The 26,935-nt window shown below is 52.6% G+C and carries 24 protein-coding genes; 13 read left to right on the forward strand and 11 right to left on the reverse strand.

Annotation, left to right across the window (positions count from 1 at the left end):
• Positions 1–82: 82 nt before the first annotated feature.
• The 4 genes from JRG72_06465 to JRG72_06480 all read right to left on the reverse strand — a co-directional run bounded on the left by JRG72_06465 (position 83) and on the right by JRG72_06480 (position 3,412).
• Positions 83–484 (reverse strand): DUF3568 family protein, encoded by a 402-nt coding sequence (locus tag JRG72_06465; protein MBW2134860.1) that lies wholly within the window; start codon positions 482–484, stop codon positions 83–85.
• Positions 485–596: 112 nt separating this feature from the next.
• Entirely contained in the window at positions 597–1,241 is a 645-nt protein-coding gene (nth, locus tag JRG72_06470) for an endonuclease III (GenBank protein MBW2134861.1), read from the reverse strand.
• 18 nt (positions 1,242–1,259) lie between these two features.
• Entirely contained in the window at positions 1,260–2,861 is a 1,602-nt protein-coding gene (gene murJ, locus JRG72_06475; protein ID MBW2134862.1) for a murein biosynthesis integral membrane protein MurJ, read from the reverse strand.
• A 131-nt stretch (positions 2,862–2,992) separates the two neighbouring features.
• On the reverse strand, positions 2,993–3,412 hold the full coding sequence (locus JRG72_06480; protein MBW2134863.1) for a hypothetical protein: 420 nt from the start codon (positions 3,410–3,412) through the stop codon (positions 2,993–2,995).
• Between the two features lie 235 nt (positions 3,413–3,647).
• Here JRG72_06480 and JRG72_06485 point away from each other — a divergent pair, with 235 nt between their 5' ends.
• The 8 genes from JRG72_06485 (at position 3,648) to JRG72_06520 (ending at position 13,037) form a co-directional block, all read left to right on the forward strand.
• Positions 3,648–5,063 (forward strand): sigma-54-dependent Fis family transcriptional regulator, encoded by a 1,416-nt coding sequence (locus tag JRG72_06485; GenBank protein MBW2134864.1) that lies wholly within the window; start codon positions 3,648–3,650, stop codon positions 5,061–5,063.
• A 180-nt stretch (positions 5,064–5,243) separates the two neighbouring features.
• Complete coding sequence (locus JRG72_06490; protein ID MBW2134865.1) at positions 5,244–6,536, forward strand: hypothetical protein; 1,293 nt, start codon at positions 5,244–5,246, stop codon at positions 6,534–6,536.
• A gap of 63 nt (positions 6,537–6,599) precedes the next feature.
• Positions 6,600–7,127: a peptidylprolyl isomerase gene (locus JRG72_06495; GenBank protein MBW2134866.1), complete on the forward strand. Its 528-nt coding sequence runs from the start codon at positions 6,600–6,602 to the stop codon at positions 7,125–7,127.
• Between the two features lie 83 nt (positions 7,128–7,210).
• Positions 7,211–8,587: an amidohydrolase family protein gene (locus JRG72_06500; GenBank protein ID MBW2134867.1), complete on the forward strand. Its 1,377-nt coding sequence runs from the start codon at positions 7,211–7,213 to the stop codon at positions 8,585–8,587.
• Between the two features lie 2 nt (positions 8,588–8,589).
• Positions 8,590–9,045: a 4Fe-4S binding protein gene (locus tag JRG72_06505; GenBank protein MBW2134868.1), complete on the forward strand. Its 456-nt coding sequence runs from the start codon at positions 8,590–8,592 to the stop codon at positions 9,043–9,045.
• 14 nt (positions 9,046–9,059) lie between these two features.
• Positions 9,060–9,551, forward strand: coding sequence for a 4Fe-4S dicluster domain-containing protein (locus JRG72_06510; protein ID MBW2134869.1), 492 nt, complete (start codon positions 9,060–9,062; stop codon positions 9,549–9,551).
• Positions 9,552–9,557: 6 nt separating this feature from the next.
• Positions 9,558–12,605 (forward strand): CoB--CoM heterodisulfide reductase iron-sulfur subunit A family protein, encoded by a 3,048-nt coding sequence (locus JRG72_06515; GenBank protein ID MBW2134870.1) that lies wholly within the window; start codon positions 9,558–9,560, stop codon positions 12,603–12,605.
• A gap of 12 nt (positions 12,606–12,617) precedes the next feature.
• Entirely contained in the window at positions 12,618–13,037 is a 420-nt protein-coding gene (locus JRG72_06520; protein MBW2134871.1) for a DUF3795 domain-containing protein, read from the forward strand.
• A 64-nt stretch (positions 13,038–13,101) separates the two neighbouring features.
• Here the strand turns inward: JRG72_06520 and JRG72_06525 are convergent, their stop codons facing one another.
• From JRG72_06525 to JRG72_06550, 6 genes are all read right to left on the reverse strand, one after another.
• Positions 13,102–13,947 (reverse strand): FecR domain-containing protein, encoded by an 846-nt coding sequence (locus JRG72_06525; protein MBW2134872.1) that lies wholly within the window; start codon positions 13,945–13,947, stop codon positions 13,102–13,104.
• 39 nt (positions 13,948–13,986) lie between these two features.
• On the reverse strand, positions 13,987–15,369 hold the full coding sequence (locus tag JRG72_06530; GenBank protein ID MBW2134873.1) for a tetratricopeptide repeat protein: 1,383 nt from the start codon (positions 15,367–15,369) through the stop codon (positions 13,987–13,989).
• A gap of 409 nt (positions 15,370–15,778) precedes the next feature.
• On the reverse strand, positions 15,779–15,979 hold the full coding sequence (locus tag JRG72_06535; GenBank protein MBW2134874.1) for a hypothetical protein: 201 nt from the start codon (positions 15,977–15,979) through the stop codon (positions 15,779–15,781).
• Positions 15,980–16,249: 270 nt separating this feature from the next.
• Positions 16,250–16,453, reverse strand: a complete 204-nt coding sequence (locus JRG72_06540) for a hypothetical protein (protein ID MBW2134875.1) — start codon at positions 16,451–16,453, stop codon at positions 16,250–16,252.
• Positions 16,450–17,937, reverse strand: coding sequence for a glycogen synthase GlgA (gene glgA / locus JRG72_06545; GenBank protein ID MBW2134876.1), 1,488 nt, complete (start codon positions 17,935–17,937; stop codon positions 16,450–16,452). The genes JRG72_06540 and glgA overlap by 4 nt, the downstream gene beginning before the upstream one ends.
• Before the next feature lie 42 nt (positions 17,938–17,979).
• Positions 17,980–18,801 carry an NYN domain-containing protein gene (locus JRG72_06550; GenBank protein MBW2134877.1) on the reverse strand — a complete coding sequence of 274 codons (822 nt, stop codon included), beginning with the start codon at positions 18,799–18,801 and terminating at the stop codon, positions 17,980–17,982.
• Between the two features lie 242 nt (positions 18,802–19,043).
• On the opposite strand from JRG72_06550, the gene hrcA reads away from it, so the two are divergent.
• The 5 genes from hrcA to JRG72_06575 all read left to right on the forward strand — a co-directional run bounded on the left by hrcA (position 19,044) and on the right by JRG72_06575 (position 25,685).
• Positions 19,044–20,078 (forward strand): heat-inducible transcription repressor HrcA, encoded by a 1,035-nt coding sequence (hrcA, locus tag JRG72_06555; GenBank protein MBW2134878.1) that lies wholly within the window; start codon positions 19,044–19,046, stop codon positions 20,076–20,078.
• Positions 20,079–20,220: 142 nt separating this feature from the next.
• Complete coding sequence (gene grpE / locus JRG72_06560; GenBank protein MBW2134879.1) at positions 20,221–20,826, forward strand: nucleotide exchange factor GrpE; 606 nt, start codon at positions 20,221–20,223, stop codon at positions 20,824–20,826.
• Between the two features lie 37 nt (positions 20,827–20,863).
• Positions 20,864–22,762, forward strand: a complete 1,899-nt coding sequence (gene dnaK / locus JRG72_06565; protein ID MBW2134880.1) for a molecular chaperone DnaK — start codon at positions 20,864–20,866, stop codon at positions 22,760–22,762.
• 76 nt (positions 22,763–22,838) lie between these two features.
• Complete coding sequence (locus JRG72_06570; protein MBW2134881.1) at positions 22,839–24,689, forward strand: penicillin-binding protein activator; 1,851 nt, start codon at positions 22,839–22,841, stop codon at positions 24,687–24,689.
• A 30-nt stretch (positions 24,690–24,719) separates the two neighbouring features.
• Positions 24,720–25,685 (forward strand): P1 family peptidase, encoded by a 966-nt coding sequence (locus JRG72_06575; GenBank protein ID MBW2134882.1) that lies wholly within the window; start codon positions 24,720–24,722, stop codon positions 25,683–25,685.
• 229 nt (positions 25,686–25,914) lie between these two features.
• On the opposite strand, the gene JRG72_06580 is transcribed toward JRG72_06575, so the two are convergent.
• The gene (locus JRG72_06580; protein ID MBW2134883.1) at positions 25,915–26,922 is read right to left on the reverse strand and encodes a transporter; all 1,008 of its coding nucleotides are present in this window, start codon (positions 26,920–26,922) and stop codon (positions 25,915–25,917) included.
• Positions 26,923–26,935: the final 13 nt, after the last annotated feature.

Genomic DNA, 26,935 nt, shown 5'->3' on the forward strand with positions numbered 1-26,935 from the left:
GCCGGCTTAGCTATATTGCCGTGAACCAGCAAGATCTTCAGAATTTGTAAGATTTAATTATAATTAACTTTGTCGGAATAAGCTACATCTTTAATTCTTCCTGGAGACAGTTGTGAAATATCAGGGAAGCATCGCGGTCACCTAGGTAACCGAAGCGCACTCCTACCTGAGTTATGTCACCCGGTTTGGCCACCACCTCAATGCGTACCAGTGTACCGTCGGCCTGGGTGGCTTCAATCTTTCCAGACAAGGGATCATGCTTCCTTTCCACGGTCTTCAGTCGCAGTTGTTCGACCGTAGCTAAAGTGGCTTCCCAGGTGTGGGTATAAGGATAAGGGTATTCCTTAATCATAGTGCCTTCCAGCCATTTATAGCCCGCCACCCCGGCACCAGCGCCTATGGTGGCAGCAGTGAACCAGCAGCCGTTGGCCCAAAAACAGCACAAAATTAATCCTAAAATCCGTTTCGGAAGTTTATCTAACATCTCCACCTCTCCCCTTTTTAGGCCGTAATGGCGCATTTATGCCATGATTTCGCACAGCTGTCAATAAAATTCCCGGGACTTGTTATAACTTAGAATTTTTAGGGGCTTAACCCTAGCGGATCGGTTGCTGTTTCTTCCCAAAATCACAATAGGGCAGCAAAGGACACTCGGCACAGCGAGGTTTTTTGGCATTACAGAGCTGGCGGCCATGCCGGATGAGCTGGTGAGAAAATTTGATCCAGCGGTCCTGAGGCACCAGAGCCATCAGCTCATATTCAATCTTCACCGCATCTTTGTTGCTGATGAGGCCCAATCGGGAGGCGACGCGACTGACGTGGGTATCCACCACAATGCCCGGAACCCCAAAGGCATTGCCTAAAATGACGTTGGCAGTCTTGCGGCCGATCCCAGGCAATTTTACCAAATCCTCCATCCGGGCCGGGACCTGGCCATCAAACCTCTCCATTAAAACCCGGCCGATTTCCTTAAGATTCTTGGCCTTTTGCCGAAAAAAGCCGGTGGCATGGATAGCCTGTTCCAGTTCTTCCTGAGAGGCCTGGGCATAATCCCTGGCAGTGGGATAGCGGCGAAACAACCCCGGCGTCACCTGGTTGACCTTGACATCAGTACATTGCGCCGACAATACCGTGGCCACTAACAATTCTAAAGGGTTGCTAAAGTTTAGCGCGGTGCGGGCATTGGGGTAATATTGGTCCAAAAGCTCCAGAATCGGTTCGATTTTTTCCTGTTGATCCATCTTTTTCTCTCCCGCCATTTAACCAGTCGGTTTGCCCCGCCGTGTCGCCACTTGTCTGATCAATTCCGTAAATTCTGGGACCCTAAAGACATAGACCAAAAGGCCATAGATACCTGCCCCGATCAGAATGGTCACCAGGAGGTTGGCAATCTGACCCACCAGCCCGGTTCCTAATAAAGTGGTCATGTAGGTATGTAATGGTATGACTAACAGACCCATGATCAGCGAGGCCACTGTCACCTTGCCCAGGCACCAGCCTAGATAGCCGACCGAATACCCTTTTAATTTACGATACAGGATGGCGCTCAGAAAGACAAAATTAATAATCACGCTCAAGGACGTGGACAAGGCAATGGCCCGGTGCTGAAAGGCCTCCAGGGTCAGGGTGATAAAAAACAGATTGGCGGCCACGGTGATAAAACTACCGATCACCGGAAAGCGGGTATCATCCAAGGCATAAAATACCGGGACGACAATCTTGACTCCGGCATAAGCAAACAATCCCAGGGCATAAAGGGCCAGGGCCGCGGCTGTTTGCTGGGTGTCAAAGACCGAAAACCGGCCATGTTCGAAGATCAGAGCAATTACTGGTTGGGCTAGGGCCGCCAACCCCGCTGAAGCCGGAACGGTGATGATCATGGCCATGCTTAAGGAAGAGACCAATGCGGCTTTTAGGCCTTCCAGATCCCCCTTTGAGGCATAGCGAGAGACTACCGGCAGGGTGGCAATGGCCAGGGCCACCCCAAAGATACCGATGGGAAACTGCATCAGGCGGAAGGCATAGTTTAACCAAGAGACACTTCCCTGGGCACAACTGGAAGCAAAGAAGGTGTTGATAAAGATATTGAACTGAGTTGCCGACAAGCCAATCACGGCCGGAGCCATCAGGCGCAGGATGCGATGGAGGCCCTTATCGCGCAGATCAAAGCATAATTGCGGACGATAGCCAACCCGAAACAGGACCGGTATTTGTCCGACCAGCTGAAGCAGGCCCCCGATCAGGGTCCCCACGGCCATGCCTACAATGGCGGGATACCCGAATCGGGGGGCCACGAAAGTCAGAGTGACCCCGAAAAGGATGGAGCCCAAATTAAAAAAGCTTGAAGCCAGAGCGGGGATAAAGAACCGCCCCTTACTATTAAGGATCCCCATGACCACCGCGGCCAGGGAAATCAGGGGCAGAAAGGGAAACATGATCTGCGTCATCAGAGCGGTAAGCCCCAACTTACCGGGCACTTTACCAAAGTCAGGGGCCAGGAGCCGCACTAGAGGTAAGGAATTGATGATCCCCAAAATGGAGATCACGACGACCAGCAGGCCGATGGTAGTCATGACATTATTGGCTAACCGCCAGGTCCGTGCCGCCCCCTGACGCTGATCGTAATCGGTGAATACCGTTACAAACGCTGAACTTAGAGCGCCTTCGGCAAACAGATCCCGGAGGAGATTAGGGATCCGAAAGGCCACCACAAAGGCATCAATGGCGTAACCCGCGCCAAACATTCCGGCAAACACCTGCTCCCGGATGAGTCCCAGGATACGGCTAGAAAAGACTGCCACTCCCACGGTGCCGGCCGAGCGGGCGATGGTCCCGGTTTGGCTGGAGACGGTGGGAGTCATCAGGGAGTACCAAAGAAAGAGTGGTTAAAGCAGGTTAGACGTGGGTTGGATGGCAAGGCTTTGCCCGGCCATTGGGTCCGGTCGGTGGCTTTGACTTCTTGACAAATGGCTCAGTCTCCCGGCTCAAGTGCTCATTTCCTGACCTGACCCCACCGTCGGTTAAAGTCCAAGTCATCTCCGGAGGGGGGCCCCGAGTCTGGCCCACCGGGATGAAGCAGGGCATAAGGCGGTTGCAACCCCGGCCACGGGTTGTTAGGATTCAGAAAACTGGAACGGGTGGAGGCCTCGTTGAGGTCCGAGATTCGACGGGTTGGCAGGGTCAGGGATAGATCCAGGTTCGGTCCAGAGAACGTCCCGGTAACAGTCACCTGCGCCACATGAATAATCAACCATACCAATCCAACACTAGCCAAAAGCCCCAAGGTGGCAAATCCATACAGCAGAACTCTGGCGCCACTGCGGCGCCGGTGAAAAACACTGGTACTCCGCGGGAAGCGCATGACCGCCTGCAGGGCATAGGCCACTGCTAAAATGACCATGGTTTTGACCACTGTTTTCTCCTCAGGGAACAAAGGAAGGCGATGCTATTAATATCACATTTAAGAGAATCAGTAAAGCTAATTCCGTGCTTATTCTAAGCTCTGATTAGCTCTTTCCGACCCGTCTAAGGGCGGGCCATGAAATACCCGGAAAATCGCCTTCCTGATCGTTTTTATCAAATATTTCTTGACATTATCATATTTTTCAGATTATCCTTTAAATTAATTAACCGCCTCCGGAGGAAACATGGCTCACGAGGCCGTACTGGTGGTCGATGATGAGGCCGCCATCCGCAGAGCGCTCAGCGAACTTTTAGATGCCGAGGGCTACGAAGTGGAGACCGCCGCGGACGGCGAGATCGCCTTACAAATGCTTCAGGAACGAGTCTACGATCTGGTATTAGCCGACCTTTTCCTGCCCAAACTGGACGGCATGGAGATCTTGCAATACCTAGTACAACACGCCCCGGAGACGGTCTGCATCATCATCACCGGCCATGGCACCATCCCTAACGCCGTTGCCGCCATGCGTTTAGGGGCTTATGACTACCTGTGTAAGCCCATCGAAAGCGACGCCCTCCTGATGGTCTTAGACCGGGCCCTGGAACACCGCCGATTGAAAGAAGAAAATATTAGACTGAAGAAACAGCTTAAGAAAAAATACGGGTTTGATAATATTGTCGGCATTAGTGAGGCAATTTATAAAATTTTTGATATTATTCGCAAGGTCGCTGACACCGACAGCACAATTTTGCTTCTCGGGGAATCGGGTACCGGCAAAGAACTCATTGCCCGCGCCATCCATTATAACAGTGAACGACGGGAAGGCCCGCTGATTGCGGTAAATTGTGCGGCGATTCCGGAAGAACTGCTGGAAAGCGAATTGTTCGGCCACGAACGGGGAGCCTTTACTCATGCGATTCGGACCCGCTACGGGCGTTTCGAGCAGGCTAACGGCGGCACTATCTTCCTCGATGAAATCGGGGACATGAGCCCCAACCTCCAAGTGAAGATCAATCGGGTATTACAGGAACATCAGTTTGAGCGCATCGGCGGACTCAAACCCATCAAAGTCAATATCCGGGTTATTGCCGCCACCAATCAGGATCTGGAAAAGTTGGTCCAACAGGGACGGTTTCGGGAGGACCTTTATTACCGACTTAACGTAATTCCCATCAAGATTCCCCCTTTACGAGAGCGAACCAGTGACATCCCGTTGCTGGTAAAACATTTCTTGAATGAATTTTCAGCCAAAAAGGCAAAAAAGGTCAAAGGCTTCACCCCCGAGGCGATGAATCTGTTGGTGCAATATTCCTGGCCAGGAAACGTCCGAGAGTTGGAAAACCTGATGGAGCGACTGGTTATTTTAGCCGACCGCGAGATTTTGGAGGTCTCGGACCTGCCTGAGCGCTTCTTGACCCCTGCCAAAGAAAACCACGTGCTCCCCCTGGATATCCCAGAGGAGGGCATTCAATTAAATGAGGCGGTGTCCGAATTCGAGCGGCAGTTGATCATTCGGGCCCTAAACAAGACCGGCTGGGTCAAAAACCAGGCTGCCCAACTCCTGCATCTTAACCGGACTACCTTGATTGAAAAGATCAAAAAACAAAAGATCAGCAAACCCGGTGAAGTCCCCTCTGATTTAACCGTCAAACTTATCTGAATATTGTTAAGCCTCTTTTTGAAAATACGCAATATTATCTTATCCCTAATGACCCCTTTGGCCTAAATATTCACGCTTTCCGACTAGATCCCTACGGATTTTATCCCCCAATCAGAGATTATTATGTTATAATTATACTTCTCTTTATTGGCGATAATGGCGCTGAGCTTTGAGAACCACATGGCAGAAGTGATCGAATCAGTTATCTGCACGGGTTGCGGTTGTTTATGCGACGATCTGGACGTCACGCTCGAAGGCAATCAGATTATCGAGGTGGCCAATGTCTGTCTCTGGGGGGTCAACAGATTCATTGCCAGCAAAAAATTCCATTCCAAAAAGGACCGCCGCCGCATCCTTTCCCCGCAGCTCCGACGCAAAGGGCGGGCCATGGCGGTATCTTACGAATCCGCCTTGGAAGAGGCCGCCAATATTTTAGTCCAGGCCCGCCGTCCCCTGATCTATGGCCTTACCAATAATGGTTCCTGGGCCCAGGAGGCGGCCCTTAAACTGGCCTGTCGCTGGCAGGCCCGGCTGGAACCGGCGGATCTGCCTTTTATGGCCCCCTATTTTGAGGCTCTGAGCAATCATGGGCTATACTGGACGCCTTTGGAAGAAATCCGGGATGAGGCAGATACCATCTTATTCTGGGGGGGCAACCCGATACATTCCTGCCCCCGGCATGTGGTGCGCTATTCGGTGTTTAGCCGGGGGCGGTTCATCGAACGCGGAATAGAAGAACGACAGGTAGCCGCCGTGGATATCTATCCCACCGAGACCGCCAAATTCTGTAAGCCTTTCATCCAAATCGACCCGGGACAGGAACTGGATCTGATCAAGGGGGTAATCGCTGCCTTGACCGATGGATCAGACCCCCCGGCCCGGATTAAAGGAACCCGGAAGCTGGCTAAGTTGCTCTCCGAAGCCAGCTATGGGGTGATCTTTGTGGGCCGCGGGGCTAGCTACGGTCCGGCCCGAGAACTTCTCGATCACCTGGCCCGGCTGGTCGTCTGGCTCAATAAGCGGGTGCCATTTACCTTGTTTCCCCTGGCCAGCGATTTCAATGCCAGCGGCCTTTATCAACTGCTGCTGCGGGAAACCGGCAGTCCCTACGCCCCAGATTTCGGGGACTCCTCGGGTTTTGCCAGTCATTCTGTCCGGGTGGACTTGCGCGAGGTGGACGCTTTGCTGGTAACCGGCGCTGATCTGTTCTGGTTTTTACCCGAGGACCAGGCCCAGGAGCTCAAACGCCGGCAGGTGCCGATTGTGGCTCTGTCCCCCTTTGCCAACCGGACCACGGCCCAGGCCCAGGTAGTGTTTCCTGTAGCCTTGGCCGGCATTGAAACCGAAGAGATCGCCTATCGCATGGATGGCCTACCGGTGGAATTACCCAGGCTGATTTCCAGCCGTTTCCGGTCTGACCACCAGGTTCTGGCAGACCTGGAACAGGCTCTGACCGGTAGGTCAAGAGATTAAATATTGCATGTTTTTCAAGCTGACTGACTTTACTCATATGAGCCTTAAAAGGAGGATGTAGCAATGACTGAAACCACCGGAACAAATCCTGTGGTGCGCCTGGAGACGACTATGGGGCCGATTAAAGCGGAATTATGGCCTGATAAAGCCCCTATAACGGTGGCCAATTTTTTGACCTATGTCAAAGAAGGGTTTTATGACGGCCTCATTTTTCACCGGGCCACTCCCATGTTTATGGTGCAAACCGGCGGTTTTGAGCCGGGCATGGTCTATCGGCCGCCGACGCACCCGCCGATTGATAATGAAGCGGCCAACGGTGAGAAGAACAAACGGGGTACTCTGGCAATGGCCAGGGCTTTTCCCATTAAAAGCGCCGCGGCCCAATTCTTTATTAATCTAGTCGATAATCCGAAACTGGATCATAAGGGGCCTGAGCCACAAAACTATGGCTATGCCGTGTTTGGCCAGGTCATTGAGGGCATGGGAACGGTGGAACGGATGACCACGGTCAAGTTAACGGTTCGGGAAAACCATAAAGATGTCCCCCTGGAAGATATCAAGCTTATCCGGGCTATAGTAGAGCAAGAGTGATCCGGAGGGCCGTGGGAACCTTGTCTGAGCTATCCCGGGGCCAATAATAACAGGTACGGTTCTTTTAATGAAAACCAAAAGTTATGATGCGTCTCAAAATTGCTCAAGGTCGCCTGTATGATCCCACCCAGGGTTGGGAGGGGGAGGTGGGAGATCTTTATGTCGAGGGAGATCGCATCGTTGCTCCCCTACCAGAAGTAGATCGAGTCATCGATGCTCAGGGACAGATGGTGGTAGCCGGGGGGATTGAGCTGCGCGGCCAGGTCGCCACTTATGGCCTGAATTATTTACGTTTGTGGGGCTTGTTGCCATCTGCCCGGGAAATCGGCGAATTATATGCCTCACTGGGATTTACTCATGTCCATGAGCCCTTTTTGACCTTATATACCGCTAAGTATACCCATCGTGAACTGGCAGCGCTGCCGGTAGTTGACACTTCGGCATCCTTAACCCTGAATATCCGCGACCTGGATAAATGGCTACGATTACCGGAACAATTAGGCGAGGTGGGTCAGAACCTGCAATTTTTGTTGGAGCAGACCCGTTCCCTGAACCTGCGGATCATGGAGCCGTATGTCCGCTTCCGGCAAGACTATTTTGCGCATCGGAACATCCGCACCGAGGAAATTCTGGAGATTCTGGCCACACTGGCGCAGTCGCATAACCTTACCCTGACTCTGGAGGCCAGTCCGGGGATTATACGCCTGCCACTACCAGCGCCAACCGCATTCCATCTTGCCGCTCTGGGTCCGGCCCTAATTGAAGATGATCTGGTCGAGGCAACCCTGGGACATCTGGAAAAAGGAACTACGGTGGATTTAGGACTGATGCCACCGAAAGGTTCACAGAATTTTGCCAACCTGCCGGTTCAGATCAATCTGGGATTCTTTCATCCTTTAAACCTTTGTCCCCCCCATTCCCCGGCCGCGGCTCAGCGGGCTTTAGTTCTGGCCTTGAAATATCAAGGGACAAATCTGGCCTTTTCCGGCGCGGGCTCCTTCCTGACCCCAATAAGTCAATATTCTCGGATCTTTTCGTGGCTGGCAGACCAGGGCGCCCGTCGGCAGGATTGGGGAGACAGCCTGCCTTCCCGTGAATATTCGCTGGCCGAATGGGTCAGGATGACGCGGACCTTACCGGCCCAACTATTAGGTCTTACGGAGCGCGGCCATCTCGGTGTCGGGGCTCGGGCTGATATCGCCGTCTATGACCTGCCCGGAGCCGATAAACGGATCAATTGGGGCCAGTCCTTGAGCCGTTGCCGGTTTTTGCTTAAGGCCGGGGAAACAGTGATCGATAATTTTAATCTGGTAAAGCCTGAAATCTCCAAGGCTACCTATTATCTTCAGACCGGCATCGAAGCCAGTCCCTGGCTAAAGGAGGTTTGTCAATATCGCAGTTTTCGTCTGGAAAACCTCTGGGTTCATGACCACCTAGGGAACCACTGGATAGGGATCTGATAATGGCCACGGTCGAGGAAGTCCTGGAATTTCTCCCCCGCACTGATTGTGGACAGTGTGGCATGACCTGTGCTGAATTCGCCGCTCTTTTGGTGTCGAGGGATTTATCCCCGGAAGACTGTCCGGTGCTGCATGAACCCGATTATGCCGGATATATCGAGGCCCTCCATGAGATCCTTGGGCCAGCCGAAGCGGCTCCGACCGCGGGGATGCTTATTGACCAGGACAAATGCAATGGCTGTGGCATCTGTGTGGCAGTATGCGAATATCACTTGGGCAACTGTGATGAGGCCCGTTTAGGCCGGGGTCCCCGACCTCAGGATAAGGTAGTTTTCCATGTGGTCAATGGCACGGTGGTGGTGGTCCACCAGGATCTTTGTTCCCGCTTAATCCAAGCTGCCGAAAGGTGCAACAAGTGCGCCGACCATTGCCCGGTCGGAGCCATCACCTTGTTTTAAATTTAGGGATCAACATGGCTGAGACCTTAGATATTCAAGCTCTGGACCCGCATTTTAAAGATGAGGTGGCCCAGGAACCCGGATGCGAGCATCTGCTGCGCTGCTTTTCCTGTGGGGTCTGTACCGCTACCTGTCCGGTTAGTGAGATCGAGCCCAGCTTTAGTCCCAGCCGGATTATCAGGCAGGTCCTTTACGGTCTGCGAGAGCCGCTCCTCTCCTCCCCGGCCCTCTGGTATTGTGCCCGTTGTGCCAATTGCTCTTTTCAGTGCCCTCAGGATGTCAGGTTTTTGGATATTATACAGGGTTTGCGGAATATGGCCCGGCGTAGCGGCCAGATTAGCGAGGAGCGGGCTGCCCAGCTGGCCCGGGGCGAGGAGTTGATTCAGGAACTCAGGCGGCGATTCATAGCCGCCATCCTTTCCGGACCTAAGGAAGCAGAAGATCTCAAGGCCACCCTGATCCAACTGGCCTCGGAATTGGACATCAATGAAGGAAAGGAGCCGTAGACTTACATGGCCTGGATCCGGCCATTAGAGCGAGTCGTCAGTCCGCGGGTGCTGGTTGTCGGCGGGGGCATCGCCGGCATGCAGGCCGCCCTGGATGTGGCCAAGGTAGGGCTACCAGTGACGCTGGTCGAACAAGGCCCTTCCATCGGCGGACTTATGGCCCAACTGGACAAAACTTTCCCTACCAACGATTGTGCCATGTGTATTCTCTCCCCCCGCATGCTGGAGATCGCCCGCCACCCCTTGATTGAGATTCTGACCTTGACCCAGGTCGTGCAAATCCAGGGAAGGCCCGGAGATTTTCAGGTAGTTTTATGCCGTCGGCCGCGTTTTGTGGACCTCAGCAAATGTTCTGGGTGTGGAGAGTGTACCCGGGTCTGTCCCCGCCGCATCCCGGACCCCTATAATCTGGGTCTCAACCAGACCAAAGCTATCCATGTGCCCTTTCCTCAGGCGGTCCCATTAGCCGCTTATATCATACCCGAAGCCTGCCGTTATTTTGAGGGCAAGAAATGCGAAGCCTGCATCAAGGTTTGCCAGGCCGGAGCCATTGATCTTCATCAGACCCCAGAAATTTTGGTTCAGCAATTTGGGGCTGTCATCCTGGCCACCGGGGTTGGCGTAGCCCCGGCGGATAATTTTCCGGGTTATGAAAACCCTGACGTGGTCACCAGCCAGGAATTTGAACGCCTCCTGAGCGCCACCGGTCCGCATGCCGGGAAGTTGCTGCGGCCTTCCGATCAGACCCCACCAGGCCGCATTGCCTTTATTCAATGCGTCGGCTCCCGCGACCCCAGAGAAGGAGTAGCCCACTGTTCGGCCGTATGTTGCATGGCCAGTCTCAAAGAGGCACTGGTGGCCAAAGAGATCAGCGCCACCGAAGTTCAGGCGACCATCTTTTATATGGACATCCGAACCCATGGCAAAGGCTTTGAACGTTACCTGCAACAGGCTCAAGACCATGGCGTGCAATTAATCCGCTCCCGGGTGACGGCCGTTGGTCCCCGGCCTCAAGGTGGCGTGGTGATCCGCTATACCGACCCCGGCGGGCGGCCCGATGAAGACTCGTTTGATCTGGCCGTGTTGGCGGTGGGTTTAAGGCCAACGGCAAGTTCCAGACAATGGGTCCGCCGGTTGGGAATGGGTCTCAATGAATCCGGCTTTATCAAGACCTCGCTCCTGGTTCCAACCACTACAGAGCGGGAAGGAGTATTTATCTGTGGTACGGCCAGTGGGCCCATGGATATCCCCGAAGCGGTTACGTCGGCCAGTGCCAGCGCCGCCGCGGCTTCACAATTATTGACCCTAGGTGTACGGACCCGGCCTGCTAAAGCCAAATTGCCCGGACCCCGCCGTGTTGCTGATTATCCTCCCCGGATCGGAGTTTTTCTCTGCCATTGTGGCACCAATATTGCCAAAGTTATCGATATCGGAAAATTAGCCACGGCGGTTGAAAAGCTGCCCGCTGTGGTCCATGTCGAAGACAACCTGTTTACCTGTTCGGTTGATTCTACCAAGCGGATGAGCGAAACCATCCGGGATTTAGGACTCAATAGGGTCGTGGTGGCCGCTTGCACCCCCCGGACCCACGAGGTGGTATTCCGGGAGGTCCTGGCTGAGGCCGGCCTTAATCCGGGCTATTTTGCCTTTGCCAATATCCGGGAACAGTGCTCCTGGGTGCACCAGGATGACCAAGCCGCAGCCCTTCATAAGGCCGAACACGTGGTGGCCATGGCCGTCGGTCGAGCCTGGATGCTGACCCCGATTCAACCCCAAGGCTTCCCGGTGAATCCCAAGGCCCTGGTCCTGGGAGGCGGGGTGGCTGGGATGAGTGCGGCCCTGACATTAGGCGATCAAGGATTTCACACTTATTTGCTGGAGCGCAGCCGAGATTTAGGAGGAATAGCGCGACAATTACATTTCACCTTGGAAGGCGCAGACCCGCAAAAGTTTTTACAGGAACTGAAGGCCGAAGTCTACCGCCATCCCAATGTTGAGGTCTTAACCCAGACCGAAGCGGTTCAGGTTAATGGGCATGTCGGGCAATTCCAGACCTTGGTGCGCCAACAAACCGCGGCGGGACCGCTGAAACGTTGGTTGGATCACGGAGTTACGATCGTGGCCACCGGAGGTAGAGTATTTAATCCCCAGGGGCGCTATCTTTACGGCACCGACCCGCGCATTCTCACCCAACTGGAGTTGGAGGCCCGGATTAAGGCTAATGATCCCCAGTTGGAAAAGGTCCGGCAGGTGGTGATGATCCAATGTGTGGGCTCTCGAGAACCCGAACATCCCTATTGCAGCCGGATCTGTTGTTCTGAGGCCCTAAAAAACGCCCTCCTGTTAAAAGAGCGCTATCCTTTGACAGAAGTCATGATTCTTTATCGAGATCTCCGGGCTTATGGCCTCCAAGAGATTTATTATCAAGATGCCAAACAGCAGGGTGTGGAGTTTATTCCCTTTGACCCGAAACGACCCCCACAGTTAGAGATTACCAAACGCCGGCAACTCAAGCTCTTAATCAGGGATGAACTCCTGGACCAAGAACTGAGCCTGAGCGCCGATCTGGTGATCTTGAGTGTCGGGATTGAGCCGGCGGTAGGCAGTGACCAAGTAGCCCGACTCCTGGGACTATCCCAGACCCTGGAAGGTTTCTTCCTGGAGGCCCATCAGAAATTGCGTCCTGTCGATGTGATTAGCGAGGGCATCTTTTTGTGCGGCCTGGCCCATTATCCCAAGACCCTGGGAGAAACGGTAGCCCAGGCCCAGGCCGCGGCCATCCGCGCTGCCAGTATTTTGTTTCAAACCGAACTGCTCAGTGGTGAGATGGCCGCCTCGATTACTACCGGCAAATGCCGACGCTGTCTGCACTGTCTGGAAGTGTGCCCCTTTAAAGCGGTGGGGCTGGAGGCTAACGGTAAACCTACGATCCAAACCGAAGTCTGTCAGGGCTGCGGAATTTGCGCCTCTGAATGTCCGGCTGAGGCCATTCAGATGAGCCGCATTTCCGATGCGGAATTGGAGGCCCAGATCGATGCGGCTTTAATGGCCTGAACCGGAGGGAAAATGATACGAGAAAGTTATTGTGGCCTGTGCGATGACTGTCAGTTAGGGAACCGTGATTTCCTAGAGAGCGTCGCTCAGTTGAAGGAATATGTAGATCAGTTCCGGGCTGACTGGTGGGTGCATTGTTTTCCCGATGGAGAGGGATTCAGTTTTGCTGAATTTCGCAAAGGTATCAACTGGTTTTTGTCACATACGGAATGCCCCGGGTGCAAGGGCGGACGAGGATTAGAAAATTGCCCCATCCGCATCTGTGCCCGGCAGCGTCATATCGAGCACTGCTACGAATGCCCGGACCTCAAAGGCTGTGACAAATTCGATCACCTCCTCATTGAATTTCCGGACCTAAAAATTAATCTCCTGCGGCGCCAGTTAAAGTATAAAGCATGTCAGTACCATCGGCACCTGGACCAAGCCAAGTAGTAAGGACCAGTATCCCCTTCGAGCTTAGGTAATAGACAGTCCCCACCTCCGCCGACCAACTCCGCTAATCATTATAACTTGGTGGGGGGCTGGGAGGAGGAATTGGTTCCGGGTGGGGCTTTCTTTTAGATCCCGGATGGAGCACCGACATTGGGGCCTGATCCACCGATGGGAGGCCGGGGCCAGGTTTTTTGATATCAAATTCCACCAACGGAGTTGGCGGCTGGGTTAGATTTTCTGGATCATAATCGTAGCTCAACTGGAATTCCTCGGTTAAGCTCTTGTACATCGCCGGGGTAATGGGCTTCACCTGGATAGCTTTTTGGGGTTCTACTATCGCAAAGTTCATGGGTTTCAGATCAAGCAGTTCCCCGGTCGATTTATTTTTTACCGACAGCGGATTAATGGCTTCCAAAAGGTAGACATGATCTTGTTCGTCAAGCTTAACTATCCCATCTGTACCCCTAACTCCGATAACCGAGGTTGGAGTTTCAATAGTAAAATCTGTTGGGGCGGTCTCAAAGAACTTGTGGACAATAAACCGCATCTTACCGGTCAGGGTGCGCAACAGACTCTGTCGGCGGCCTGCGGCCTCATCAACGAAGTATTGGGCAATTTCCAGAGTGGTTTTCTCTCCCAGAATCAGGATGCTTTCATCCTGACACCATAATTTAGCCTTAGATTCTACCAAGGTGCGGATCTGGTCCCGAGGGTATAACCGGTCTTTTAGTTTAGCCTTTTGAAAGCTCTCATCCGTGGCGGTTTTTATCTCCGCCTGGCCGGTGATAGCAATGATCTCTGCCGCTGGTTTTTCATCCTGGGCCACCACCGTATGGGTCATAGCCAGTAAGACAAATAAATACCCCCATAAAACCAGACGCCACCTTAAGCCATGCTGATTCTGTTGCATTACGGTATTCCCTTGCTCCTCTTTTGACAAAAAGGGCAACTAAAAGCTCATGGACATCAATATCTGGTAGATGTTTCGGTCATATTCAAAATCGGGGATGTTGGACTGCTGGCTGACGTGAATATAACCAGCAATAACATCTAAATAGTCAGTCACCGGGCGGCGTAATTGGAAAATTACCTCATAATAATTATCATGCCGCCGGTAGCCAAAGAAGGTATCGTTGTTGTCGCAGTTGGTACGGCCGTATTCAAAGGAAACCCAGGCGAGAATTTGATAAGGGAACATATAGGATAATTCAGTAAGAACTCGATAAGTATGGCCCGACCAATTTACCCCATCGGCCAGTTCCCGCTCCCAGATACCGCCAACCCGCCATGCCCCCTTGGCTCCCAGGGCGAGGGTCTGATACAGTCCGACCTGATGTAAATAGCCACTGCGCTTGTAATCCGGGGTCACCGTATAGCGGAAACTACGGTCCTGGAAAAGGTAAGTCAGGTCCCCGGTCAGGATGGGAGTTTCTATCAAACTCAGTCGTAATCCAGCATTATGAAATTGCGAAAAACGTTCTTCATGCCAGAAGGTCAGATTATAACCATACGAAGGTTCAATCATTAAGCGTCCACGGTAGTATCTTAAATAAATTTCAGCCAGATTGTCAAAGAAGTTAAACTGATCTAGATTCATATTGATGCCATAATAGCCGGTATAGCGCAGGCCCATAACCATGTTATCGGTTCTGATCGGCCGGTATTCACCCCGCGCCATGATTGGGATACGCCAGTCGGCCTTATGTTTGGCAGTTTTCATAAAAGGTAAAACCGTCTGATCGGGAAGGACCTTGACATTGTCATCATACTCAATGCCAGTGTATAGAGTCAGGTCAAAAGGCCGCTCGGGCTCCCGACGCGGAGCTGATAAAGCCATTTCATAGACTCGAAAGGCAGGGGCATATTCGGGGGCCAAACCATAACCTGTGGTTAATGCTGATAACGCCACTTCAGGTCGGTTTTTTTGATAGGCGCAAAGCCCTAGATAGTAATGGACCAAGCCTTCCTGGGGGGTCTCGGCTTTGGCATCCTCTAACCAACGCCGGGCTTCATCATACTGCCCCAGATAATATAAAGTTGCTCCCAAGTAAAGCTTGCCCCGAGGAACCTGCGGGTTGATATTTAACGCTTCAGTTAAAGCCACTCGGGCCTGGGGGTAGTCCCGCAGAGCAAAGGAAGTTATCCCTAATAATAGCTTGACTTCGGCATTTTGGGGGTCGACTGCATCCGCCTCAAGCAATTGTTCCCGAGCTTCACGATATTTACCGTCCAAATAGAACTTGGTTCCTCGAGCCAGAAAGATTTCTCCTGCCTCTGAGGCCCAGGAAAGACTGGCTTGCCCATCGGCGCCAACCGCAACTAACCACAACATTAAGAAAAACCTGAGGACAGAACCTGAGAAGCGCAAACCATCTCTCCTTATCTATATCTAAAGAACAAATGACTGATTAAATTGATTCTATAATTTAGGTTATTCGTCTTAATAAAGTAATATCTCAGAAAAGTAAAATTCTCCGCCCTTGTAGCATGGGGTTTTTGAAAAATCAAGTCTTTTTTTAGGTTTTTGGGTTGAACAGATTAGAAAAGACGATACTCAGTCTGGGCAAGCATGGATAATCGTTATCATTTTGAATAAGCCAACAGGAGACCCGAAAGAGGTTGAACTATTACTCCCCTTGAGGTACCGACCAAAAAACCTGAATAGGCGATGGGATTCCCCGACCCTAGTCCGGCGCCAGCCACCGACCAGGCGGGCAATAATTGGATTTTCCCCGGGCTGTTTAGTTAAAATCCTTGTGCGGTTCTTTATCCAGTTGTTGATGCCAATCAGGATGATTCACGGCCGCACGCTCCTGAAAAAATTGCTCCAGGCGCTGGCGCAAAACCTGTCCTTCTTCACCCATCTGGGCCAAGATGTGGTTGGTCAACGGTGAAAGCTGGTGAGCCACGATAATATTCGAGTGCTTATTTCGCTTCCTCACAGTGCCCTCCAATGGCCTTAAAATCATCGATGCTTGATCGTTCTTCAAGGTTTATGCCAGGGTCCTGAGGATCAGTGGATTACGTCGATTTTTGCCTAGACCACGATCAGGTTTATCTACAAGTCTATACTATAAATAGGCCTTGCCAAAGCTTGGGGGGTAATGATCAATAATGCACTAGATTTCTGTCTGGAGGAGCGGGTGCGGCCCGGGCCTGAAGTGATCAGGCCCGGTAGGATCAAGGTTCTGGTGGTCTTAATTTAAGGCCAATTATGACTTTTTATGTAAGTTTAGGAAGCGGGCAATGGAGCGATCATAGGTCCGTTCGACCTCGGGGGGGAAAAAACAGGCCGGGAGTTCACCCATCTGGCGATGATAGTGGAGACATTCGCAACAAATACCCTTGCGTTCGCAAGGTTCATAGGTGCAATTACAATACTCCAGGTTTTTTTCACGATTGATGCATTCTTTCATGAGGACCTCCTGATCTCGATTTGTTTTCGGCTCAGAGTCTGGTGATAAAGTTCTATGTAGGCCTTAGCCGAGCTTTCCCAGGAAAAATCCTGAGCCATGGCATTGTGCATCAATTTAGTCCACAAGGATTTATTCTGATAGGCCCGAAGGGCTTGTCGCAGAGCGGCCAGAAAGGCTTCCGGTTCATACTCCTTGAATCGGAAACCGGTTCCGGTCCCCTTGGTTGGATCAACTGGCTCAACAGTATCCACCAGCCCGCCGGTAGCCCGAACCACCGGGATGGTGCCGTATTTCATGGAATAAATCTGATTCAGGCCGCAGGGTTCATAGCGAGAGGGCATAAGAAACATATCCGCCCCGGCTTCGATCAGGTGGGCCAGAGCATTATCATAGGCGATTTTTACCCCTAATTTGCCAGGGTATTTCCGGGCCTCTTGGGTCAGGAGCTGATGATACTTTTCTTCTCCAGTGCCTAGGATGACCAGAGTGACTTCTTGGGCCATCAGTTGCGGCAGCACCTCGGCCACCAGGTCAAAGCCTTTCTGATCGGCCAGGCGCGAGATCATGCCCAATAAGGGGGCCGCGGCCAGTTTGGCCTCCAGGCTAAATTTCTCCATCAGGGCCTTTTTGTTCTTTGCCTTGCCGGCCAGATTGCTGGGATCGTAATTGGCTACCAGCAAGGGATCGGTCGCCGGGTCCCAATCCCGGTAATCCACGCCATTTACAATGCCGGTCAGCACCTCGGCCCGGGATTGCAATACCCCTTCCAGCCCATAGCCGAACTCTGGGGTTTGAATCTCCTGACTATACTGGCGACTCACGGTAGTGATGGTATCCGCGTAAACAATGCCGCCTTTTAAGAAATTGATGCGATCATAATATTCCAGGCCGTCCATGGAAAACAGCGACCAATTCAGGCCGAGCAAGGGGAACTTGGCGCGGTCGAAAAGCCCTTGATAGGCCAGGTTGTGAATGGTAAAGACCGAGGCACTGTCGGCTACCGGTTCCAGCCAGGACCAGTCAGTTTTCAGGTAAACCGGCACCAGAGCCGATTGCCAGTCATGGCAATGGATGATATCCGGCTTAAGATTCAACGCCAGGCAGATGGGCAACACACTGCGGGCCAGGAAGGTATAACGCTCTAAATTATCGAAATAATCTCCCCGGGACGTGCCGTACAACTGGCTGCGTTCATAGAATTCATCCCTTTCCACAAAGTAAAAGGGCACTCCTCCCGAATCAGCGGTAAACAGGTTAAATTCCAACAGGTTCTGACCTAAAATGGCCTTGAGGTTTTCGGCCACCAGAGAAAGGGAATGCTTTCCCTGTTTAATCATGCCATAAAGTGGCATGACGACCTGCAACTTTAGCCCCTGGCGTTGCAGGGCTAAAGGTAAGGTGCCTGCAACATCGGCCAGGCCACCGGTTTTAGCAAACGGTACTGCTTCCGGGGTAACAAACAACACGGTCAATTCTTTGGTCATTTCACTTTTCTCCTAGAACTTGAAGCAGGATAACCCAATACTTTAAGAGTGATACTGATAAACCAGGATGATGTCGGAGGCGATGAAGCCTTTTTCCCCTTCTACCAGAGTAAATTCAAATATGTGATCACGGCTGGGCAAATCCTCGGGATAAATACCCGCAGGCAGGTCCTTCTCCATGAAGAATACCGAAGAATAGGGAGAATCTCCCTGACGCGTATCGGTGACCCAGAGTTTACCCAGGCTATGCATAAAACGGAGAAAACCATAGGCCTTATCGGGAAGATACTTGGTGCACACCCCCCGGACCCGGCTTCCGGGCTCGCCCCAGCGGGGGCCGCCAGGCTGGGGCGGTTGGGTGGGCGACAGGCCGGGGATCAGGTAGCCCGAAACAAACAGGTCTGCTTCCCGGCGCAAGGTAGCGGAAACATTGGAAAAGGCAATCAACTCAACCCGACACCCTTTATTCTGGATCATAGTAACCACATTACAGAAATCACCGTCACCGGTAAGCAGATAGACAATATCCAATCGATCCGATTGGGAGATGATATCCAGGGCCATATCCATATCCGCGTTGGCCTTGCCATAGGTCCGGCCGGATTCATCGGTGAACCAGCGGATCGGTTTTTCAATGACTTTAAACCCGAGGTCGCGCAGGGTGGAAATAAAATTGAGGGTGGCCTTGTAATTGGGATCTGAACTGGCCCGTTCCTCATCAATGGCGACGTAAGCATTGAGACGGACCACTTCGTCGCCGTTGCGGCTGGCAAATCTTCTAAGTACCTCATACCGCATACCATAGCCGCCATTGCGGACAATATTCATGGAATCTACATAAACTCCTACCTTATTGTTTGCCATAAAATTTTAACTCCTGAACTTTCTAAATTAATCCTGAAACACCAGAGAGCGGTTTTGTCTAATCTGTCACTGTTTATCATCTCCAACAACTGACTGTCAAAATCTTTTTCCCGGGCTGGAAAGTAAATGCGGATGCCCTGAAAACCCTAAGGGAACTCTGGGAGTCACCAAAACCCTTGACAAAAATTGGACTCATTATTAATTTTAATAGGATTATATATTTAGGACCTGGCGAACGCAAGATGGGAACCCTGGGAGAAAGGGATACCGCAGTTCTAAATACTGTGATAACCCAATATATCAAGACCGGGGAGCCGGTCGGCTCTCGGACGGTGGCGAAAAAGTCGGGGCTGTTTCTCAGCCCGGCGACTATCCGTAACCTAATGGTTGATCTCGAGGAGCGTGGTTTATTGACCCAACCCCATACCTCGGCCGGTCGCATCCCCACTCCTTTGGGTTTTCGCTATTATGTAGATTATATTTTGCCCACCCAAGATCTGGGATTAGCCATTCGCCAACAGATCGCAAGTGGCTTTGTGCCCCCGGCTACCGAGACTCATGACTTGCTCCGCCAGACCTCGCGCATCTTATCGGTGGTCTCCGGACACCTGGCCATAGTACGGACGCCGCGGTTGGCCTCCACCAGGATCCGACATATTCAGTTCATTAACTTAGGCGGCAGAAATATCCTGGTGGTGTTGGTGTCGCACGAGGGCCTGGTGCTAAACCGGTTTATTGAAAGTGAGGATAAATTTAGCCAGGACCAACTGGACAAGTTCAGCCGCTATCTTAACAGCCTGTTGCAAAATTTGACTCTGCTTGAGGCCCGGAGTCGAGTGGTAGTCCAGATGAAGGAAGAAAAAACTCTTTTTGATACCATGCTTTCCCAGGCTTTAAGTCTGAGTCAGCAGGCTCTGCAAGATGAGGAGGGCGACGAGTTATATATCGAGGGCACCAGCCAGATTCTGGATTATCCGGAGTTTGCTAATATTGATAAAATGCGGGCGCTGTTCAAAGCCTTTGAGGAGAAGCACCACTTAATCAAGCTTTTGGACCGGAGTCTGGAAGCTCAAGGAGTCCAGGTTTTTATCAGTCCCGGAGATAATTTCCCTGACATTGAGCTCAGTCTGGTGGCCTCTCCCTATCAACGCGCTCAATCCCCCGTAGGGTCCCTGGCTGTAGTGGGGCCGATGCGCATGGATTACGCCCGGGTAGTCCCGGTGGTTAAATATACTGCTTACCTGGTAAGTGACTTACTCGATAAATTGAAGTTGTAACCTCAAGGGACAAGGTCCAGCCAGCTCGGGGGGGCTCCAAATCTGATCTGGATATTTTGGCTGACAATAATTAAAGTTAATTTAGACGAAGGAAATGGTCCTCAGATAATCGTCTGGAAATAAGCTAAGGAGTATAGCAGGTATGACTGAAACCAGGGATAATGGCTCCCAAACCAACGACGAACAGGTCGAAGCAGCAACCGCTGAAACCACTGAGGCTGGGGCAGAAGAAACAGAAGGAGTTGATCGGGAAACCATTCTCCGACAATTAGAGGAAAAGACCCAAGAGGCCCAGCAATATTATGAAAGAATGCTGCGGCTGGCCGCAGAAGTGGAAAATCTAAAAAAACGTCAGGAGCGGGAACGGACCGAATTGGTCCAGTTTGCCAATGAATCCTTGATTAGGGAGCTTTTGCCGGTAGTGGATAATCTGGAATTGGCATTGGAACATAGCCGCCAACAGGACGCCCCCCCTGCCATGGTGGAGGGTGTCGAAATGGTGTTGCGGGGATTTCTCCAAGCACTGGCCAAGTTTGGCGTCTCCCAAATTAACGCCTTGGGAGAAAAATTTGATCCAGCCTATCACAATGCCGTAATGCAACAAGAAGATTCCGAGGCCGAGGATCAGACCATTATTCAAGAGCTCCAGAAGGGATATCTTTTGCAGAATAGGCTCCTGAGACCGACAATGGTGGTTGTGGCCCGCAATACTTCCGGGACTGCCACCCAAGCCAATGTTAACAAATAAAAATAACTCTACTATTTTTGGGGAGGAAATATAACCTATGGCTAAAGTAATTGGCATTGATTTAGGAACCACTAACTCCTGTGTAGCAATTATGGAGGGGGGGGAGCCGAAAGTTATTCCTAATGTGGAGGGTAGCCGCACCACCCCCTCGGTGGTGGCCTTTACGGATAGCGGCGAACGTCTGGTCGGTCAGGTTGCCAAGCGGCAGGCGGTGACCAATCCGCAAAATACCGTATTTTCGGTCAAACGGTTGATCGGTCGGAAATTCAGTGATCCCGAGGTCCAAAGGGACATCAAAATCTTGCCGTATAAGATCGTTCAGGCCGATAATGGTGATGCGCATGTGGAGATTCAGGGCAAACAGCATAGCCCGGCGGAAATCTCTTCCATGATCCTCGGCAAAATGAAACAAACCGCCGAAGAGTATCTGGGAGAAAAGGTTACCGATGCAGTGGTTACCGTCCCGGCTTACTTTAACGACTCGCAGCGTCAGGCCACTAAAGATGCCGGCCGCATCGCCGGACTCAATGTCCTCAGAATCATCAATGAGCCCACCGCGGCATCTCTGGCTTATGGTCTGGACAAGAAAAAAGATGAGAAAATTGCCGTCTTTGACCTGGGCGGAGGAACCTTCGATATCTCCATCCTGGAGATCGGTGAAGGGGTTTTCGAAGTTAAATCGACCAACGGCAATACTCATCTGGGCGGGGATGATTTTGATCAGCGGGTCATCGAGTACCTCGCCGACGAATTCCGCAAGGACCAGGGCATTGATTTGCGCCAGGACCGGATGGCTTTACAGCGCCTCAAGGAAGCCGCGGAAAAGGCCAAAATGGAACTCTCGACCTCCTTGGAGACCGAGATCAACTTACCGTTCATCACGGCGGACGCTTCTGGTCCCAAGCATATGGTGCTCAAACTGACCCGGGCCAAACTGGAGTCCCTGGTCGATGACCTGATCGAAAAGGTGGTCGAGCCTTGCCGGATTGCCCTTAAGGATGCCAACCTGTCGGCCCCGGACATTGATGAGATCATTCTGGTCGGGGGCATGACCCGCATGCCCAAGGTCCAACAAAAAGTCAAAGAGATCTTTGGCAAAGAACCTCATAAAGGCGTTAACCCCGATGAGGTTGTGGCCATCGGCGCCGCTATCCAGGGCGGGGTTCTGAAAGGGGAAGTCAAAGATGTGCTGTTGTTGGATGTCACACCTCTCTCCTTGGGCATTGAAACCCTGGGTGGAGTATTTACCAAGCTGATCGAGAAGAACACCACCATTCCGACCAAACGCAGCCAGATCTTTTCGACCGCCGCCGACAACCAACCCGCGGTGAGCATCCATGTGCTCCAGGGAGAACGGGAGATGGCGGAAGATAACAAGACCCTGGGCCGATTTGAGTTGGTGGGGATTCCTCCTGCGCCTCGGGGGGTGCCCCAGATCGAAGTGACCTTTGATATCGACGCCAACGGGATAGTCCATGTTTCGGCCAAAGATCTGGGTACTGGGAGGGAGCAGTCGATCAAAATCACCGCGTCCAGCGGTCTGACCGAGGAGGAGATCAAACGGCTGACTAAGGATGCTGAACTTCATGCTGAGGAAGATAAACGCAAGCGACAGTTGGCCGAGGCCCGGAATCAGGCTGATTCTCTAATCTATACCACTGAAAAAAGCCTGACGGAATTGGGTGATAAAGTGGACTCCGTCACCAAATCCGATATTACAGGTAAGATCGATCGCCTCAAACAGGCCATGGCCGGTACCGATATCGACGAAATCAAAAGGCTCAGCGATGAGCTGATGAAATCCTCTCACAAGTTGGCCGAACAGATCTATGCTCAAACCGCGGGCCCACGGGGAGAAGAGGCAGCCGGAGCTCAGGAAAAGCCCAAAGGCCCCGAAGAAGAAGTAGTGGAAGCCGAATTCGAGGAAGTTAAATAACCTCGCCACCGCGATGATCAGGGTGGGGGGCTGATCGTCCCCCACTTTTTTGTCTATCGTTTAGGATGCCAGCATTATGTCCCTCCCTTATTCCCGCCTCCTGATGGGGGTGCTGCTCGGAGCGGTAATTCTTATTGCTGCTTGTATCCCGCCCGAATTACTGTCCAGACCGTTTCGCTCGGAGACTGCTGAAAGGCTTTATAAGGAAGCGGAAAGTTTGTATCAGGCCCATCGCTACGCGGAAGCGCAAAACAGCTTTGAACAATACCTCCGCACTTATCCCCAAGGACAGCACCGCCGTCTGGTAATGCTTCGCACTGCTGAAATATCAGGCATAAGGGGAAATTGGTCAAAGGCTCGGAGCCGCTACGAAAAGCTATTAGAGAGCAGACCCGAGAGCCCTTTAGCCTGGCAAGCCCGCTATGGCATCGGCCAGTCATATTTTAAACAGGGTCAATACCAACAGGCCCTCCAGGTATTGGAAGGATTGACTGCCTCAAATCTGAATCCTGAGCTCCGGTTCAAGACTAATGCCTTACTCGCTGAATTGGCACTAAAAACCGGCAATGTTTCCCAGGCCTTTGTCCGCCTGCAACTGGCTAATCAAAACTTGGCCTTCGGTGATGTCGAATGGTTCCAGGATATCAAAACCAGATTAGTAGAACAGGCCCAACCCCCGGAACTGGTCCGTCTGGCGGAACTTTACAGCAATGAACCGCTGAGCGCGGCATTGCTGCTCCAACTGGTCCGATTGGAACTCCAGAAGGGACATCTGGAAACAGCCCGAGAATGGTTAAATACCTTAATGCAGCGATTTCCCAACAGCCCGGAAACGGCCATGGCAGCCGAATGGCTGGGGCCGGAGTCAACTACCTTCATCGCTCCCCAGAACCCGGCGCTGGGCTGCTTGCTGCCGCTGACCGGCGATTACGAAGCGGTCGGCCGCCGGGTACGTCAGGGGATGGAACTGGCGGCGGACCAGACCAAAGTAGAACTGATCTTTGAGGATTGTCAAAATTCCCCTTCTCTGGCGGCTCAGGCGGTGGATGCCCTGAGTCAAAACCAAAGAATCCTGGCGGTGCTCGGTCCGCTAACCTCGGCGACCGCCAAAGCCGCGGCTCAAGCTGCTCAGCGACAGGGCCTGCCCATTGTCACCCTGACCCAAAAGGCAGACATTACCGCTATCGGCGACCTGGTATTTCGTGATTTTCTGACCAGTCGCATGCAGGTCAAGGCATTGCTGACCTATATGGTGGTGCAGCGAGGGATCCGGCGTTATGCCATCCTCTACCCTGAATCTGCTTATGGCCAGACGTTCCGCCGCCTTTTTGATGAAGAAATTGTCAGCCAGGGCGGATTGTTGGTTTCCCAAGTCTCCTACCCGGAAGGGACCCAATATTTTTCCGGGGTTATTGCTACCCTGGCCGAGGCCTATCAGCCCAGTACCGGCAGTACCCCGGCATTTGAGGCGCTCTTTGTTCCGGATGAGCCGTCCGAAGTCGCGGCTCTGGCCTCACAACTGAAAAGCAGCCCGCTGGCCGGAATTCAATTACTGGGAACCAATCTGATTCATTCTTCCCACACTTTGCAAACAGCCGCGGCTTCCTTGGAGGGCATTTTATTTCCCGATGCTTTCTTCCCCCAAGATTCCAATCCGGAAGTTCAGGCTTTTGTCCAGGCCTTTCAGACCCGTTATCAACAAACACCTCAATACCTGGCTGCCCAAGGCTACAGTGCGGTCAAACTCTTAGCCGACCTGCTGCACCACCACCCCGGCCTGACCCGCCGAGACCTGGCCCAACGGCTGGGAGAATGGCAACCAGGGCCAGGGCTACCCTGGTTTCAGGGCTTTGATTTCCAACGGGAAGCGCAGTTGGACATTAAAATTCTGACCATTCGGGATGGTCAGTTTGAGCTGGTCCAATAATTTTTTGTCCAAATGGTTTGAGGTATAATAATGAACGGCATGATTACCCAGGTGCCAGGTTTTCAGGTAGGCCATGTCAGTGATTTCAAAAGTCTGACCGGCTGCACGGTGATTCTCTGTCCGCCGGGTACCATCGGCAGTGTGGATGTGCGCGGCTCGGCTACCGGGACCCGGCAATTGGACGCCCTTACCAATTATCACATTGTCAACGACGTGCAAGCAGTGCTGCTGACCGGAGGCAGCTCTTTCGGACTGGATGCCGCCGGTGGGGTCATGGAATACCTGGAAGAGCACGGCCGGGGTTTTGATGTGACCATCACTCGGGTCCCGACCGTGCCCACTGCGGTCATCTTTGACCTCTCCCTGGGGGATTGCCGGGTCCGGCCGGACCGAACTATGGGCTACAATGCCTGTTTGCAGGCCCGGAGCGATATGGTCAGCGAGGGCAGCGTCGGGGCCGGAACCGGGGCCACGGTAGGCAAACTCTTCGGCCTCCCTCAGGCTACCAAAGGCGGGCTGGGAACTACCTGTCTTGCCGGTCCGGAGGGCCTATTGGTAGGCGCGTTGGTGGCAGTCAACGCCTTTGGCGACGTGCTGGATTATCATACCGGCAAGATCATCGCCGGGGCGCGCTCATCTCCACAGAGCAAAGAATTCGTGGGAATGGCGCAAATGATCCGCCAGGGGGTGGTACGGCAAAATTTTGGGGAGCCTAACACCACTCTGGGAGTGATTGCCACCAATGCCCGTTTGACCCGCGAACAGGCCCACAAAATAGCCCAGATGGGTCACAATGGCCTGGCCCGGGCCATATCTCCGATCCATACCCTGTTTGACGGCGATATCGTTTTTGCGCTTTCCAACCCCCAGATAGAAGCAGACCTCCACGTAGTGGGTTTGCTGGGAGAAGAAGCCCTACGCCTGGCCATTGACCGAGCCATCAAGTCGGCCCACGGCCTGGGAGTCTTGCCTGCTTACCAGGATTTAACGAGGTAGCCGACATCTCACTAAGGATAAGTACTGTTTTCCAGCCTCTTAGAGAGCCTAACCCAGACTCCCTAAGAAAAATTGATCAAGGTAAGAGCGGGATATCCCACCCGAGTCAACGACTGGTACCTGGGCAACTGCTCGCCACCAGGAGGACCCATCAACTAACCCTCCTACCCCCTAGTCCGCCTGACTACTACTTGAGAGGGCATGAAAAATCATGCCCTACTCGGTAATTCTAATTAAATTCATACACAAAGGAAAATATCGGGGTAACCGCGGCGTCCGTTTCTTTCCCGGCGACATCAATGTTGACCCCCAAAGCGAAATACAGCTTCTCCCAGGCCATGTACTCGATCCCGGGCAAAACGCTTACCAGGGCCGCGGGAGACATATTGGGTTTAGGCCCGATCAGCCGGCCGGCGTCCCAAGTGCTGGTCAGTTCCAACAAGCCGATCCACTTCTCCGTAAAGACCCATTCCGCCGCCAGATTAAGGGTAACAAAATCGCGCGGGTGATAATGCACCTGGGGGGTATGACCCAGCGGATCCGAATCCGGCTCACCATCGGCAGTGAAATCCGTGGGCATGGAATACCACAGGTTGCCATATAAATAAAAGGGCTTTATCCACTTCGAAGTATTTAACCCTAAGGTAAAGGTATAGGCCCCGCCGCCTAGTTCATCGGTACCCAGATTGCCCGGTTTAAGATGGCGGAAGTGACCGGTGGGAAAATCAATCGCCCCCAGGGCGGTGATCGTCGGCCATGTCGCGGTTTCTGCTACTAACTGATATTTGGCGGTCAGGTTAAGATCGCCGATCCCCCCGAAATCCGCAGAGCGTTCTCCCCCCGGCCCCGGCTCGTTGACATCGCTGGCCCAGTTATGGGTGTAAGTTACCATGTCGATAAAGACTTCCATATTTTCGATGGGCCCATAGGTTAACTTGATGTCCTTGGAAAAATTGGTGAAATCGCCGCCCGCGGATTCTCGCTGCCAGCTCGGGCTAAAGCTGTCCACCACGCAACTAACCGCGAAAGTCGGTTGAATAGCCCAGCTGCCCACATCTGGAGGCACCGCGGTATCGGTGATTATCGGGCCGAAAGTAGCCGGTGGTTCTTCCCAAGCAGTGGCTGAGGCCGCGGCCATGCTGGCTTCCGACTTTGTGGGCGGCTCTCCCCAAACCGTTGCCGGCAGCAACAGCCAGTTAACCAACAACAGCGTTAGCCAGAATCGGGTTTGCTTCATCCTAAGTTCTCCT

The sequence above is a fragment of the Deltaproteobacteria bacterium genome, from assembly GCA_019309545.1.
In the GTDB taxonomy this organism is placed as follows: domain Bacteria; phylum Desulfobacterota; class Desulfobaccia; order Desulfobaccales; family Desulfobaccaceae; genus Desulfobacca_B.

Coding starts and splice junctions, on each gene's coding strand:
- JRG72_06515 (MBW2134870.1), top strand. CDS start 9,558: ATGGCCTGGATCCGGCCATTAGAGCGAGTCGTCAGTCCGCGGGTGCTG.
- hrcA (MBW2134878.1), top strand. CDS start 19,044: ATGGGAACCCTGGGAGAAAGGGATACCGCAGTTCTAAATACTGTGATA.
- JRG72_06465 (MBW2134860.1), bottom strand. CDS start 484: ATGTTAGATAAACTTCCGAAACGGATTTTAGGATTAATTTTGTGCTGT.
- JRG72_06490 (MBW2134865.1), top strand. CDS start 5,244: ATGGCAGAAGTGATCGAATCAGTTATCTGCACGGGTTGCGGTTGTTTA.
- JRG72_06520 (MBW2134871.1), top strand. CDS start 12,618: ATGATACGAGAAAGTTATTGTGGCCTGTGCGATGACTGTCAGTTAGGG.
- grpE (MBW2134879.1), top strand. CDS start 20,221: ATGACTGAAACCAGGGATAATGGCTCCCAAACCAACGACGAACAGGTC.
- JRG72_06575 (MBW2134882.1), top strand. CDS start 24,720: ATGAACGGCATGATTACCCAGGTGCCAGGTTTTCAGGTAGGCCATGTC.
- glgA (MBW2134876.1), bottom strand. CDS start 17,937: ATGACCAAAGAATTGACCGTGTTGTTTGTTACCCCGGAAGCAGTACCG.
- JRG72_06570 (MBW2134881.1), top strand. CDS start 22,839: ATGTCCCTCCCTTATTCCCGCCTCCTGATGGGGGTGCTGCTCGGAGCG.
- JRG72_06485 (MBW2134864.1), top strand. CDS start 3,648: ATGGCTCACGAGGCCGTACTGGTGGTCGATGATGAGGCCGCCATCCGC.
- murJ (MBW2134862.1), bottom strand. CDS start 2,861: ATGACTCCCACCGTCTCCAGCCAAACCGGGACCATCGCCCGCTCGGCC.
- dnaK (MBW2134880.1), top strand. CDS start 20,864: ATGGCTAAAGTAATTGGCATTGATTTAGGAACCACTAACTCCTGTGTA.
- JRG72_06495 (MBW2134866.1), top strand. CDS start 6,600: ATGACTGAAACCACCGGAACAAATCCTGTGGTGCGCCTGGAGACGACT.
- JRG72_06500 (MBW2134867.1), top strand. CDS start 7,211: ATGATGCGTCTCAAAATTGCTCAAGGTCGCCTGTATGATCCCACCCAG.
- JRG72_06580 (MBW2134883.1), bottom strand. CDS start 26,922: ATGAAGCAAACCCGATTCTGGCTAACGCTGTTGTTGGTTAACTGGCTG.
- JRG72_06525 (MBW2134872.1), bottom strand. CDS start 13,947: ATGCAACAGAATCAGCATGGCTTAAGGTGGCGTCTGGTTTTATGGGGG.
- JRG72_06505 (MBW2134868.1), top strand. CDS start 8,590: ATGGCCACGGTCGAGGAAGTCCTGGAATTTCTCCCCCGCACTGATTGT.
- JRG72_06530 (MBW2134873.1), bottom strand. CDS start 15,369: ATGTTGTGGTTAGTTGCGGTTGGCGCCGATGGGCAAGCCAGTCTTTCC.
- nth (MBW2134861.1), bottom strand. CDS start 1,241: ATGGATCAACAGGAAAAAATCGAACCGATTCTGGAGCTTTTGGACCAA.
- JRG72_06510 (MBW2134869.1), top strand. CDS start 9,060: ATGGCTGAGACCTTAGATATTCAAGCTCTGGACCCGCATTTTAAAGAT.
- JRG72_06550 (MBW2134877.1), bottom strand. CDS start 18,801: ATGGCAAACAATAAGGTAGGAGTTTATGTAGATTCCATGAATATTGTC.
- JRG72_06540 (MBW2134875.1), bottom strand. CDS start 16,453: ATGAAAGAATGCATCAATCGTGAAAAAAACCTGGAGTATTGTAATTGC.